Annotated in this window: 13 protein-coding genes; 7 read left to right on the plus strand and 6 right to left on the minus strand. The window is 66.7% G+C overall.

All coding sequences use genetic code 11. The features are described from left to right. Window positions 1-38 precede the first annotated feature (38 nt). Window positions 39-797: a TetR/AcrR family transcriptional regulator gene (locus MSM1_RS05840; protein ID WP_213440602.1), complete on the plus strand. Its 759-nt coding sequence runs from the start codon at window positions 39-41 to the stop codon at window positions 795-797. A 105-nt stretch (window positions 798-902) separates the two neighbouring features. On the opposite strand, the gene MSM1_RS05845 is transcribed toward MSM1_RS05840, so the two are convergent. Further along, a complete protein-coding gene (locus tag MSM1_RS05845; protein WP_213440603.1) occupies window positions 903-1,508 on the minus strand; it encodes a GNAT family N-acetyltransferase in 606 nt (201 codons plus the stop codon). A gap of 108 nt (window positions 1,509-1,616) precedes the next feature. Continuing rightward, the gene (locus MSM1_RS05850; RefSeq protein ID WP_213440604.1) at window positions 1,617-2,072 is read right to left on the minus strand and encodes a MaoC family dehydratase; all 456 of its coding nucleotides are present in this window, start codon (window positions 2,070-2,072) and stop codon (window positions 1,617-1,619) included. A gap of 417 nt (window positions 2,073-2,489) precedes the next feature. On the opposite strand from MSM1_RS05850, the gene ag85C reads away from it, so the two are divergent. Next, window positions 2,490-3,482, plus strand: coding sequence for a diacylglycerol acyltransferase/mycolyltransferase Ag85C (gene ag85C, locus MSM1_RS05855; RefSeq protein WP_213440605.1), 993 nt, complete (start codon window positions 2,490-2,492; stop codon window positions 3,480-3,482). An 80-nt stretch (window positions 3,483-3,562) separates the two neighbouring features. On the opposite strand, the gene MSM1_RS05860 is transcribed toward ag85C, so the two are convergent. From MSM1_RS05860 to MSM1_RS05870, 3 genes are all read right to left on the minus strand, one after another. Then, window positions 3,563-4,903, minus strand: coding sequence for a maltokinase (locus MSM1_RS05860; protein ID WP_213440606.1), 1,341 nt, complete (start codon window positions 4,901-4,903; stop codon window positions 3,563-3,565). Next, complete coding sequence (treS, locus tag MSM1_RS05865; protein WP_213440607.1) at window positions 4,900-6,666, minus strand: maltose alpha-D-glucosyltransferase; 1,767 nt, start codon at window positions 6,664-6,666, stop codon at window positions 4,900-4,902. The genes MSM1_RS05860 and treS overlap by 4 nt, the downstream gene beginning before the upstream one ends. A gap of 82 nt (window positions 6,667-6,748) precedes the next feature. Then, complete coding sequence (locus MSM1_RS05870; protein WP_213441492.1) at window positions 6,749-7,840, minus strand: S1C family serine protease; 1,092 nt, start codon at window positions 7,838-7,840, stop codon at window positions 6,749-6,751. A gap of 553 nt (window positions 7,841-8,393) precedes the next feature. Here MSM1_RS05870 and MSM1_RS05875 point away from each other — a divergent pair. Genes MSM1_RS05875 through MSM1_RS05895 form a run of 5 tightly spaced genes read left to right on the plus strand, consistent with a single transcriptional unit; the run spans window position 8,394 to window position 12,310 of the window. Then, the gene (locus MSM1_RS05875; protein ID WP_307857292.1) at window positions 8,394-9,203 is read left to right on the plus strand and encodes a metal ABC transporter solute-binding protein, Zn/Mn family; all 810 of its coding nucleotides are present in this window, start codon (window positions 8,394-8,396) and stop codon (window positions 9,201-9,203) included. A gap of 10 nt (window positions 9,204-9,213) precedes the next feature. Then, the gene (locus MSM1_RS05880; protein ID WP_213440609.1) at window positions 9,214-10,101 is read left to right on the plus strand and encodes a metal ABC transporter ATP-binding protein; all 888 of its coding nucleotides are present in this window, start codon (window positions 9,214-9,216) and stop codon (window positions 10,099-10,101) included. Continuing rightward, a complete protein-coding gene (locus MSM1_RS05885; RefSeq protein WP_213440610.1) occupies window positions 10,101-11,030 on the plus strand; it encodes a metal ABC transporter permease in 930 nt (309 codons plus the stop codon). Before MSM1_RS05880 ends, MSM1_RS05885 begins: the two co-directional genes overlap by 1 nt. Window position 11,031: 1 nt before the next feature. Beyond that, window positions 11,032-11,889 (plus strand): metal ABC transporter permease, encoded by an 858-nt coding sequence (locus tag MSM1_RS05890; protein WP_213440611.1) that lies wholly within the window; start codon window positions 11,032-11,034, stop codon window positions 11,887-11,889. A gap of 13 nt (window positions 11,890-11,902) precedes the next feature. Continuing rightward, window positions 11,903-12,310, plus strand: coding sequence for a TIGR03668 family PPOX class F420-dependent oxidoreductase (locus MSM1_RS05895; protein WP_213440612.1), 408 nt, complete (start codon window positions 11,903-11,905; stop codon window positions 12,308-12,310). Here MSM1_RS05895 and MSM1_RS05900 read toward each other — a convergent pair. Beyond that, window positions 12,307-13,131: a slipin family protein gene (locus MSM1_RS05900; RefSeq protein WP_213440613.1), complete on the minus strand. Its 825-nt coding sequence runs from the start codon at window positions 13,129-13,131 to the stop codon at window positions 12,307-12,309. The two genes, MSM1_RS05895 and MSM1_RS05900, sit on opposite strands and share 4 nt — an antisense overlap. Between the last annotated feature and the right edge of the window lie 355 nt (window positions 13,132-13,486).

Genomic DNA, 13,486 nt, shown 5'->3' on the forward strand with positions numbered 1-13,486 from the left:
ATCTTCAGGTATAACACGGTTATGGCAGGATGGCAAGCATGAGCGCGAGCCCACGCGAGCGGCTGATTGAGGCGGGAATTCGCCTTCTGGAGCGAGACGGCCCGCAAGCGCTGCAGGCGCGTAAGGTGGCCGCGGAGATCGGCGCCTCCACGATGGCGGTCTACACCCATTTCGGCGGAATGACCGGTCTGCTCGATGCGATCGCCGGCGAGGTGTTCGCCCGGTTTGCGCAAGCCCTCACGGAGATCCCGCGGACCGACGATCCGGTGGCGGACTTTTTCGCCATGGGCGCCTCCTATCGCCGCTTCGCGCTGGCCAACCCGCAGCGTTATCAGCTGATTTTCGGTATCTCCTCACCGGAGACGATTGCCCGAAGGCGCACCGATCTCACGGTCAGCGGCAGCGTCGCCGACGGCTCTGCCCGGGCGGCCTCTTTCGAGGCGCTGCTGGCCGTGGTGCGCCGCATGATCACCGCGGGCCGCATCCGCGATGACGGTGAGCTGGCGGTCGCCGGCCGGCTGTGGAGTCTCATCCATGGAGCGGTGATGCTGGAAATCGCCGGGTTTTTCGGGCACGAGGGCCACGGACTGACCCAGATCCTCGGGCCGATGACCGTCGACTTGCTCGTCGGCATGGGCGACGACCGTGCCAAGACGACCGCCTCGATGCTTAAGGCTGGCGACAGTCATCTTCGAAAGCCAGTGAACCCATGCATGTTACGCGGTCATCGGCACATCCCGGACGCCACCGACCGCGGTGCCGCTCGCCCTGGGTCATCGAAAATAGCCGATCCTTGAGGTCGACCCCGCTCGTCGGACACCGGCCGGGTTCCCGGTGGCTACCCGAGCGTCGAACGTCTCGATCGTGTTAGCCGCGGCGGTATCCCTGCGAGAATGCGCCCGTCAGCGCGGCGCCCGCCACATCGGCCATAGCGGCGGGCCGCCGCCGGGCAGCATGATCTCCCCGACGACGGTGAAGCCGAAACGCTCGTAGTACGGAACGTTCTCGGGTTTGCTCGACTCCAGATAGGCCGGACAGTGCTCGGCGTCGCAACGGTCGAGCCGGGAACGCATCAGGGCTTGCCCGAATCCCCGGCCGCGAACCGTCGTGTCGCTTCCGATGATCGCCAGATACCAGTGCGGTTCTTCGGGGTGTTGGCGCTCGAGCACTTCCATCGTGCCGCGCGCCACCGCCAACCGAAACCCGAACGCGGCGATGAGCGCCGGCAACATCACCAGCTGCGCGCGCGGAGACTGCCGCCACCGGTTGGGCGGATCCCACAGTGCCGCAGCGCCGATACGCGAGCCGTCGCAGGCGACCTCCGCGCCACCGCCGGCAAGATGGTGGTGCCGCGTCAGCGTCGCGAACAACCGTGCCAGACGCACCGTGCGCGATCGCGCGTCGGGCATCATCCATGCCGCGACGGGATCGTCGTAGAACGCCCTTCCTAAAACCTGTGACAGGCCGCGGATATCGGCTTTCCGCGCCGGTCGTGCCTGGATGGCCACCCGGCCAGGTTAGCGACGTTCGCACCACGAGCACCACCGGCCGGACACGGCCGTGGCTGGTCAACGGGCTGATACGAGCGAGAACGCCGGCGGGTGGCTCAGAACACCTCAAAATACGTAGCGCACGATGCTCTCGGCGACGCACGCCGGCTTGCTGGAGTCCTCGACCTCCACGGTGGTCGACAGCGTCGCCTGTACCGCGCCGTTGCCAAGGTCCTCGACGTCGACCAGTGAGCTCTGGGCGCGCACCTTGGCGCCAACCGGCACCGGTGCCGGGAAACGGACCTTGTTCAGCCCGTAGTTGATGGCAAGCTTGATGCCGTTGACCGTGTACATCTCCTGCCAAAACCGCGGTAGTAGCGACAGCGTCAAAAAACCATGCGCGATAGTCCGCCCGAACGGCCCCGTGGCCGCTCTGAGCGGGTCCACATGGATCCACTGGTGATCCCCGGTCACCTCGGCGAACAGGTTGACGTCCTCCTGGGTGATGGTCACCCAGTCGCTCTGTCCGATGCTCTGGCCCTTGGCCGCGGCGAGGTCTGCGGCTGACTCGAAGGTACGCATGGGCTTCTCCTCTGCTTCACACGCGGCAACCACGCGCGCCACAACGCCCGTGAAGGAGCCGGGCAATTGAAGGCAATTGAATCTAACCGGCCACAGACCCGCGGGCCAAGGGATCGTCCCGGGCCCGTTGGCGCGCACGCGGGAGTGCCGCCACCGTGCGGCGGCATCGGGTGCCACGCATCGGTCCGGGCGCGAGGATGCGCTGCTGGTCACCGTGAACCGGCTTCTTCGCTAGGCGCGACGGCTGCGCGGCTTGTCGGCTGCGCTTGAGTCCGCAGCGTCTCCCAATCGTTAGCCAACCGCGATCCATGGCTGCGGCGGTGACAACCCGGAGAGGCCGCGGCGCTGTGTTTGACTGCCGAAGAACCACAGTCGACCGCATCGTGCGGCCGATGACAGTTGGGATGGGTAGGAGCTATGAAGTTCGTTGCAAGGTTGCGCGGTACCGGGGCCGGTCTGGCGCGCCGGCTGATTATCGCGGCCATGGGGGCTGCCCTGCTGCCCGGCTTGCTGGGGGCCATCGGCGCTTCGGCGACCGCGGGCGCATTCTCAAAGCCCGGTCTGCCGGTCGAGTACCTGCAGGTGCCCTCGCCATCGATGGGCCGCAACATCAAGGTGCAGTTCCAGGGCGGCGGGCCGCACGGCGTTTATCTGCTCGACGGCCTGCGCGCCCAGGACGACTACAACGGCTGGGACATCAACACACCGGCGTTCGAGGAGTACTACAAGTCGGGCCTGTCGGTGATCATGCCCGTCGGCGGGCAGTCCAGCTTCTACACCGATTGGTACCAGCCCTCGCAGGGTAACGGCCAGAACTACACCTACAAATGGGAGACGTTCCTTACCAGGGAGCTGCCGCCCTGGCTGCAAGCCAACAAGGGGGTCTCACCGACCGGCAATGCCGTGGTAGGCCTGTCGATGTCGGGCGGTCCCGCGCTGATCCTGGCTGCCTACTACCCGCAGCAGTTCCCGTACGCCGCGTCGCTGTCGGGGTTCTTGAACCCCTCTGAAGGATGGTGGCCGACGTTGATCGGCCTGGCGATGAACGATTCCGGCGGCTACAACGCCAACAGCATGTGGGGTCCGACAAGTGATCCGGCCTGGAAGCGCAACGACCCCATGGTCCAGATTCCCCGGCTGGTCGCCAACAACACCCGCATCTGGGTCTACTGCGGCAACGGCGCCCCCAACGACCTCGGTGGCGACAATATGCCGGCGAAGTTCCTGGAGAGCTTCACCCTGCGCACAAACGAAAGCTTCAGGGACAACTATCTCGCCGCCGGCGGGCGCAACGGCGTGTTCAACTTCCCGGCCAACGGGACGCATTCCTGGCCCTACTGGAACGAACAGCTGGTTGCGATGAAGCCCGACATCCAACGGGTCCTCAACGGCACCCCTAACCCCGCCTAAGGCGAAGCTCCCGGCAGTCGGCAGCAGCGCCTGAAGACGCTGCTGCCGACTGCCGATTCGCACCGAAGGCCACCGCAGGCCTATTGATCACCGCACAGCCGGCCGATCGCCCGCAGGGGCACCGGCAGCCACCCGGGTCGATGCCGCGACTCATAGCCCGTCTCATAGACCGCCTTGTCCAGCTCGTAGGCCGCCAGCAGCAACGACGAATCGCGCGGATCGACTCCCGAGCCGGCCGCATAGCCGTCGCAGAACGCAGCGCTGTTGCGCTCCACCCATTCCCTGGCGCGCGCGGCCCGCTGCTTGTCGGAGATCTGGTCTACCAGCGGCCCGTAGGCCGCGTAGTCGTAGGACCGCAGCACCCCGGCGACGTCGCGTAGCGGCGAATCCGGCGCACGCCGCTCGTTCAGCGGCTGACCCGGCTCACCCTCGAAGTCGATCAGCAGCCAGGTCTCCGGGGTGCGCAGCACCTGTCCTAGGTGCAGATCCCCGTGCACACGCTGCACGGTGATCGTCTCATCGGCGAGTTTTTGGAATCGCTGCTCGATGGTGGCGACGTACTGCGCTAGCTGCGGCACCGCCGCCGCCGTTGAAAACAGCCGGCCCAGCATGGTGTCGATCGGGAAGGCGGCCTCTGAGGTGCCCAGGCGATCGGCCAGGGTGGCGTGCACCGAGGCGACGGCTTCGCCGAGCCGATAGGACTCCGCGGCGAAATCACCGCCCACCTCGTGGGCGTACAGATCGCCCTCGGCGAATAAGTCCCGCACGCTCGCGGTGGCCATCGCCCACCCTTCCGCCGCGTTTGCCGCGTATGTGGTCAGCATGCCCAACGCGTATGGGATAGCCCCGGCATCACCGGGCAAGAGCGCCTCGTAGGTGCCGAGCAGGCGCGCCACATGCGGGTTGCCGGCCCGGGCAAGCACCCGGTTTAGTTCGATGTCGGGATTAATACCGCCGGTGACACGGCGGTACACCTTGAGAATGGCCTCTTGCTCGAAGATCACGCTGGTATTGGTCTGCTCGGCCTCGGCCACCCACGACGCTGTGTCCAAGGGCAGCACGAGATCCGGCTCTTTGGTGAATGTCACCTCACCACGCACCGCCGACGAGTCCATCAACGACAGCAGGTACTGAGCCGCGGCCGGCTCGTACAGCGCGTCGTGCGCGGTGCGGTCCCGGTCCGCTCCGATCGTGGCGATCGCGGTGTACTCCGCGATGGGCCCGGAACTCCAGCTGACGATCACCTGGTAGCGCTCCGCCGAACCGTCGGTGTAGGCGACGTCGAGCAACACCAGGTCAAGATCCTCACGAAGGGCGACGATCAGAGCGGGCTGGACGCTGGATAGCTCCCGACTTCGTCCGGCATACCACCGTTGCCGTGGTAACCATTCCGACCACGGCAAATTGGCTGGCGAGCTCATTGTGTCTCCTCGGCGGCGATCAACTGGAACCAGTAGAACCCGTGTCCCGGCAGTGTCAGCAAATACGGCAGGTGCCCAATGCGGGGGAACTCCACCTGCCCGGTCAACTCCACGGGGGTGTACCCGCTCCAGTGCTGCAGGTTCAGCTCGATGGGTTGCGGAAAGCGGGACAGATTGTTGACGCATAGCACGGTGTCACCCTCGGTTTCGCGCACATACGCCAGTACCGACGGGTTGGATCCACCTAGTTCACGAAACGACCCGACGGCGAACGCGTCATGGCGGCGGCGCACCGCCAGCATGGTGCGGGTCCAGTTGAGCAGCGATGTCGAGGTGTCGCGCTGCGCCTCGACGTTCACGGCCTGGTAGCCGTACACCGGATCCTGGCTGGGCGGCACGTACAGCCTCCCGGGGTTAGCGCTGGAAAAGCCGGCGTTGCGATCCGGCGTCCATTGCATCGGAGTGCGCACCCCGTCCCGGTCGCCCAGCCAGATGACATCACCCATGCCGATTTCGTCCCCATAGTAAAGGACCGGTGAACCGGGCAGGGAAAGCAGCAGCGCGGTGAACAGCTGAATCTGGTTCCGGTCGTTTTCCAGCAGCGGGGCCAGCCGGCGGCGAATGCCGACATTCGCCTTCATGCGGGGGTCCTTGGCGTACTCGGAGTACATATAGTCGCGTTCTTCGTCGGTGACCATCTCCAGCGTCAACTCGTCGTGGTTGCGCAGGAAAATGCCCCATTGGGCCATCTCGGGGATCGGCGGAGTCTGCGCCATGATTTCGGAGATCGGGAACCGTGACTCGCGGCGGACCGCCATGAAAATACGTGGCATCAACGGAAAATGAAACGCCATGTGGCATTCGTCGCCGCCGGTGTCGGGGTCACCGAAGTACTCGACCACATCGGAGGGCCACTGGTTGGCCTCGGCGAGCAGCACCCGGCCCGGGAACTCGTCGTCCACTACTTTGCGTACCCGTTTAAGAAACGCATGCGTCTCGGGAAGGTTCTCGCAGTTGGTGCCCTCGCGCTCGAAAAGATAGGGGACGGCATCCAGCCGGAACCCGTCGATGCCCAGGTCGAGCCAAAAGCGGATGACGTCAAGCATCGCCTCTTGCACGGCCGGATTGTCATAGTTCAAATCCGGTTGGTGCGAAAAGAACCGGTGCCAGTAGAACTGGCGGCGAACCGGATCGAACGTCCAGTTCGACTCTTCGGTGTCGACGAAGATGACCCGTGCGTCGGCGTACTTGTCGCTGGTGTCGCTCCACACGTAGTAGTCCCCGTACGGCCCATCGGGGTCGCGGCGGGACTCCTGAAACCACGGATGGGTGTCGGAGGTGTGGTTCATCACCAGATCGGTGATGACCCGGATGCCCCGCCGGTGAGCGGCGTCGACCAGCGCGACAAAATCGTCGACGGTGCCGAATTCTGGCAACACCTTGTAGAAGTCGCGGATGTCATAGCCGCCGTCCCGCAGCGGGGAGTCGTAGAACGGCGGCAGCCAGATGCAGTCGATGCCGAGCCACTTCAGGTAGTCGAGGCGGTCGATGAGTCCGCGCAGGTCGCCGGAGCCGTCCGCGTTGGCGTCATAGAACGCGCGCACCAGCACCTCGTAGAAAACCGCGCGTTTGAACCACGATGGGTCGGCGGGCAAAGCCGCAGCATCGGCAAAGTCGTCGGCGCTGGGATGTTCGACCACGCCGCCTTCGACGTGGCTGCCTTCCGCCGGATCGTGTGCGGCGCTGTCCTCTGCGTGGTCCATCACGTCCACGATGCCACGACTACCTGAGACCGCGCGCCCAATTACGAGTGGTGCCAAACGAATTGGGTGCCGTCGGACGGTGTCAGCCGGGTGGGCCCGCCGCCAGCGTCACGTTCGCGGTGTGCTCGCCGGTCAGCGGGCCGTGCCAACCCAGTGAGACGGTGTCGCCGGGGTGATGCCGGTCGAGAATGTTGGTCAGCGCGGTGGCCGAGTCAACAGGCTGGCCGTCCACCGAGGTGATCACGTCGTCCGCGGTGATGCCGACCTGCGCGGCGGGTGCATCCGGCAGCACCCGCACGACCTTTGCGCCGTTGCCGCCCTGGCTGCTGACGCCGACCCCCAGGAAGGCGGTGGGACCGATGTGCACCGTGCCCGACGCGTTGCCGGACTGGATCTGCCCGGCAATGGCTCGAGCGCGGTTGATCGGGATCGCGAAGCCCTGCCCGCCGTGTGAGAAAAACTTGAAGTTGCCGGAGGCGGCGGTGTTCATGCCGATGACCTGCCCACCGCTGTTGACCATGGGCCCGCCGGAGTCGCCGGGCCGTATCGGGGCGTTGGCCTGGATCATGCCGCTCAGCGTTTCCGAACTACCGGTCAGCGAGTCGGCCGCCGAGATGGTCTGGTTCAGCGCGACCACGGTGCCGGGGACCGCGCTCGGTGTTCCGTTGGCGCCTTCGGCGTTTCCCATCGCAACGATCGGATCCCCGACCGCGACCGTAGACGAGTCACCCAGGTTGGCGGTGGGCAGTCCGCCGGCCCCGCGCAACTGCAGCAGCGCCACATCTTGGTTGCGGTCATAGCCGATGACGTCAACGTCGTAGGTCTGGCCGTTGCCGATGTCGGTGGCCGTGATGCTCGTGGCTCCCTCGATCACGTGGTTATTGGTGAGGACCTGGCCGTCGGGGTTGAGCACGATGCCGGTCCCGGCTCCCACCGCACTTTGATAGCCCATTTTGGTGTCGATGTTGACCAGGGCCGGGCCTACCTGCGCCACCATCGCCGCGGGGTCGAGCGGGGGTGCCTCTGGTGCCTCTGGTGCCTCGGGGAACAAGTCCAGCGATAGCGTCGACGGCGATGCGTAGGCCGGTGCCGCAAGCAGACCCAGTCCCAGCACAGCCGTTAGACCAAATACCCACCACGACCGCCACCGTGCGCGGCGGTGCGATCCGCTTATCACTGCTACCTCCTGCACAGCCTCGAAGGCCCGCCTCGACTGTCGAGTCCACCACACCGTAGACCAGACGTCAGAGCCAAGGCTAATCGCCGCACCGCTGCGGCAAACGACTCCGGCCGGTGCCGACGCCGACGGGGCCGGATGCTTCCCGGCCGGACCGCGGCCCGCTCTGTGCGACCGGGCCCGCGCCCAAAGTTACGCGCTCCACGGCGCGCACTCAAAGTTAATGGGCGAGTCCATCGCCGTTCACCGCAAATGGTTATCGTTCCCGCGTGACATCGGCTCAGGCCGGCAAACCAGGCTTTGCCTCCCCGGGGGCTCGGCCGGCGGTTGCGAGACGTCGCCAGTAGGCGACGCGATCACTCCTAGCAACAAAAGGCAAGACAACAAAAGGCAAGAACGGGGTGGTGCCGCGATGATCGCAACTGTCGGGTCGCGTGGTTGCTGCGCGGCCGTCTGGGCGGCCCTAGCCGCGACGGCGCTACTCGTTTCCGGGTGCTCCGGCCCTGCGGGGACGCAGAATAACCAGGCGCCGGGGGCGAAGATTGCCGCGGTGGGGGCAGAAAACGAGTACGCCAACGTGATCAGCCAGATCGGTGGCCAATACGTGTCGGTGACGGCGATCATGAGCAACCCCAACACCGATCCACACACCTTCGAGGCGGACCCCAAGGTCGCGCAGACGGTGAGCGCGGCCCGGCTCATCGTGCAGAACGGCCTCGGCTACGACGACTTCATGACGAAGATCGAGCGGGATTCCGGTGGTGCCAACCGCCAGGTGATCGATGTTCAGAAGCTGCTGGGCCTGCCCGACTCCACGCCCAACCCACACCTGTGGTACCGGCCAGCGACCATGCCCGCGGTGGCGAAGGCGATCGCACACGACCTCTCCGCCATCGACCCGGCACACCGGGCGTACTTCGAGCACAACGTCACCGCATTCGACGACTCGCTGACGCCCTGGACCCGGGCGATCGCCCAGCTGAAGGCCGCCTACCCGGGCGCGGCCGTCGCGACGACCGAGCCGGTGGCCGACTACCTCCTGCAAGCCGCGGGAATCAAGAACCTGACCCCGTGGGCGTTCCAGGCCGACATCATGAACGGCACCGACCCCTCCCCGCAGGATGTGGCTATCGAGAAAAGCCTGTTCACCGAGCATAAAGTGCAGGCGTTCGTCTACAACCACCAGGTCACTGACTCGCTGACCCGGTCGCTGGAGCAACTCGCCACGCAGAGCGGCATCCCGATTGTCGGCGTCTATGAGACCATGCCCGCCGGATACGACTACCAGACCTGGATGACCGCCGAGGTCTCCGCGCTGCGCAACGCCATCGGCCACCACCAGTCCGCGCCTTCCCTGTGATGGGCCGGTCATGAGCGCCGCCGACGAGACGAGCCGCGAACCCGGTAACGGGCCCAGCGTCCTGGCTGTCGAGGGGGTCAGCGTGTCGCTGGGCGGGCGACAGATCCTCGACGAGGTGCGATTTTCCCTCGCCCCGGGGGAGTTCACCGGCCTGATCGGATCCAATGGCGCCGGCAAGACCACCATTCTGCGGGTCATCATGGGGCTGCAGACCCCTTCCCGCGGACGCGTCCTCGTCCAGGGCCGTCCGCTGACCCGGCGTCACCGCTCGGTCGGCTATGTCCCCCAAAAGCTGCTTATCGATCCCGACGCCCCGGTGCGCGCCCGTGACCTGGTCGCCCTGGGGTTGGATGGGGAGCGCCTGGGCTTCCGGGTCCCGTCCCGGCAGCGCCGACGGCTCACCGACGAGATGCTGGAGGCCGTGGACGCCACGCGCTTCGCCGACTCCCGGGTGGGCACGCTCTCCGGCGGCGAGCAGCAGCGGGTGCTCATCGCGCACGCGCTGATCGGCCGTCCCCGGCTGTTACTTGCGGATGAGCCGCTGGCGAACCTCGACATCCACAGCGCCCAGGAGATCGTGGACCTCCTGGCCCGGATCGCCGCCGAGCAGCGCATCGCCGTCCTGCTCTCCGCACATGACATGAACCCGCTGCTGCCGGTCATGGACCGGGTCGTGTATGTGGCCGGTGGGCGCGTGGCCAGCGGACCGTGCGAGGAGGTGGTGCGCAGCGAGGTGCTGAGCAGGCTGTACGGACACCCGGTTAACGTCCTGCGGGTCGATGGACGGGTTCTGGTCGTCTCCGGCTCGCATGTCAGCGCCGAGGCTAATCCCCCGGTCCCGGTAACCGAGCCGACCCGCCACCGCGACATCGATATCGAGCACGCGGTGACGGTGTGATGACAGCCGTGCTGCAGGCCGTCTTCGCGCCCGGCTTCTTCCACAGCCAGCCCGTGCGGCAGGCGCTTCTCGTCGGTGCCGTCGTGCCGGTTGTCTCCGGCGCGGTGGGGGTGATCACCGTGCTGCGCGGGCAGTCGTTCGCGGGGCACGCGCTCGGAGCCCTGGGCACCCTCGGTGGCTCCGGCGCCTTCCTGCTCAACATCGGCCCGCTGTGGGGCTTCCTGGGCTCCGGGTTCCTCGTCGCGGGGGTCATGGAGATGGCGGGCACGCAGCGGCGAAGCGGTCGCGACGTGGCCACCGGCCTGGTGTTGAGCACCGCGCTGGGCGTGTCGGCGTTGTTCCTCTACCTCATCACCATGGCCGACACCACGACCGGCGTGACCATGACCATCCTGTTCGGGTCGCTGTTCGCGCTCAATGGCGTCACCGCGCCGGCCATGATCGTGCTCGGGCTGATCTGCCTGCTGCTGCTCGCCCTGCTCTACCGGCCGCTTTTGCTCAGCACTATCAGCGCCGAGCTGGCGGTTGCCCGGGGGATCGCGGTGCGGCCGCTCGGGCAGGCCTTCCTCATGCTGCTGGCCCTGGCGGCGGCGCTGTCCTCGGTGGCGGTGGGCACGATCCTGAGCACCGCGCTGCTGATCGGCCCGGCGGCGACCGCGCTGCGCCTGACCAGGAGACCCGCGATGGCGATGGCGGCGGCCGCGGCGGTCGGGGTGGCGTCGACGTGGCTGGGGATCGTCCTTGCCTACGACAGTTTCACCTGGCCGCCGACCGGAAAAGGGTGGCCGGTGAGCTTTTTCGTGGTGGCCGTGGTCTTCGCGCTGTACCTGCTCGCCCAACTCGCCAGCCGCATCCCCGGAGCATGTAGCCGCGCCACGAACACCGGCGAACCGGCGGCCGCGCGGCTGGCGGCCACCGGGCGGGGCTGACGTGTTCGCCGACTACCTGCTCAACGCGTGGCAGGTCGCGACGATCGTGGCGCTTGTCGCCCCGGTGGTCGGCTTTTTCATTGTTTTGCGCGGCTCGGCGTTCGCCGCTCACGCGGTGCCGGAGGCCGCCTTCGCGGGAGCCGCCGGGGCGAGCCTGCTCGGCCTGAGCACCATCTGGGGGCTGGGGGTGTTCGCGCTGGGCGCCGCGCTCGCCATCGGCATGCTTGGCCGGCGTGGGCGCCACGACGTGGTGATCGCCCTGGCCCTGGTGCTGATGCTCGGCCTCGGGTCGCTCTTCCTCAGCTGGAGCTCCGAGTACTCCCTGGAGATTTACTCCCTGCTCTTCGGGGAAGTGCTCGGGGTCAGCGGCAGCGAGATCGGTATCACCGCGGTGCTCGGCGGTGTGTGTCTGGTCGCGGTCGCCGTGCTGTACCGCCCGCTCCTGCTCAGCTCCCTTGTCCCCGAGATCGCCGCGGCGCGCGGGGTACGCGGCCACCGGATGGACATGGCGTTCCTCGTGGTCGTCGCGCTGGCCACCACCGCGGCCGTCCCGGTCACCGGGGCGCTGCTGATGGTCAGCCTGTCGGTCGGGCCGCCGGCCACCGCACGCTGTCTTACCAGCGAGCCACTGCGAGCCATGGCGGTGTCCGTGGCCATCGCCCTGGCGACCGTGTGGGCGTCGATCGCCGCTGCATACCAAACGAACTGGCCGATCGGTTTCTTCGTCACCGCTTTCGCGTTCGGCTGCTACGTCCTGGCCCACCTGGTCCGCGTTGTTCGCGGGCGCGGCCTTGTGACTCGTGCGCGGCTCGAAACCCGCGGCGCCGCCGCGGGCCATGCTGGCACGGTCATCACCTGACTAAGCTGGCCCGGTGGTCGACTTCGACCCCAGGGCCAGGTTCGCACAGGCCTCGGTAGCCCGACTGGCCACCGTCACGCCTCAGGGCATGCCCCATGTGGTGCCCGTGGTGTTCGCGTTGCACGACGATGTGGTCTACACCGCCGTCGACGCAAAACCGAAGACTACGCACCGGCTGCGCCGACTGACCAATATCGAACACAACCCGCGGGTCAGCGTGCTGGTCGACCACTACACCGACGATTGGACACAGCTGTGGTGGGTCCGCGTCGACGGGATAGCCGCCGTCCACCGCGCCGGCCGGGCAATGCACATCGGATACCAGCTGCTGCGCGCCAAATATCCTCAATACCAGGGCGTTTCACTGGATGGTCCAGTGATCGCGGTTGCGGTGCACCACTGGGTCTGCTGGCACGCCTAATCCGGGGATGCGCTCACCGAACCCGCACCGTTGGCCACCGCCACCGGTTCCGGCGACTCGGCGGCCGCCGGCGTTCCCCGTTCCAAGAACCTCAGCAACTCAACCGGGAACGGCAACACCAGGGTGGAGTTCTTTTCGGCCGCAACCTCGACCACCGTCTCCAGCAACCGTAGTTCCAGCGCGGCCGGGTGCTCGGCCATGACGTGCGCGGCTTCGGCCAGCTTGCGGGAAGCTTGCAGTTCGCCGTCTGCGGTGATGACCCGGGCGCGCCGCTCGCGCTCGGCCTCGGCCTGGCGCGACATCGACCGCTTCATCGAGTCGGGCAGCACCACGTCCTTGATTTCCACCCGGTCGATATGGATTCCCCAGCCCAGTGCCGGGCTGTCGATCATCAATTCCAGACCCTGGTTGAGACCTTCGCGGTTGCACAGCAAATCATCGAGGTTGCTCTTCCCGATGATCGACCGCAGCGAGGTCTGCGCGACCTGCCCGATAGCCGACATATAGTCCTGCACGTCGACCACGGCCCGCACCGGATCTGACACCTTGAAGTAGATGACCGCGTCCACGCGGACGGTGACATTGTCGCGGGTGATGCCGTCCTGGGCGGGCACGGGCATCGTGATGATCTGCATGTTCACCTTTTGCAGCCGGTCGGCCACCGGAATCAGCCAGGTAAGCCCCGGGCTGCGAACGTGCGGTTGCACCCGACCGAACCGGAACACCACGCCTTGCTCGAATTGCTTGACGACGCGAACGGATGTCGCCAGCCATAGCGCCCCAACGCCGAACGCGCTGGCCAGCACGTAAAAGGTGATCATTTGCGTCTCCACTTCCGGGCGTCACCGCCAGATGCGCATCGGCGGGTGCCCCGGCCACGCTCGCGCCGCAACTCGGGCCCGAGCTCATGCCTTCGATTCTGGCACCGGCATTTATGCGCCTTCAACAAGAACCCGCGGCGGGCGAGCACCACGGGTCCGCTGAGACCGGCGACGCCACCCGGCATCGTCGTCTGCAGGCGCCGCTCGCGGTGCGCCGACAGGCGGTGGTCGGCCCGCTGGCCCACTGATCCGGCAACTCGTGTTGCCGCCCCGACTTGAACAGTATTTGCCCTTGTGCTGAACGGCGCTTGAGGGAATGGTGACTTACTAGGTCCCTAGGTCCGAGAGCTTGGGC

The organism is Mycobacterium sp. SM1, from assembly GCF_018361265.1.
Taxonomy (GTDB): Bacteria; Actinomycetota; Actinomycetes; order Mycobacteriales; family Mycobacteriaceae; genus Mycobacterium.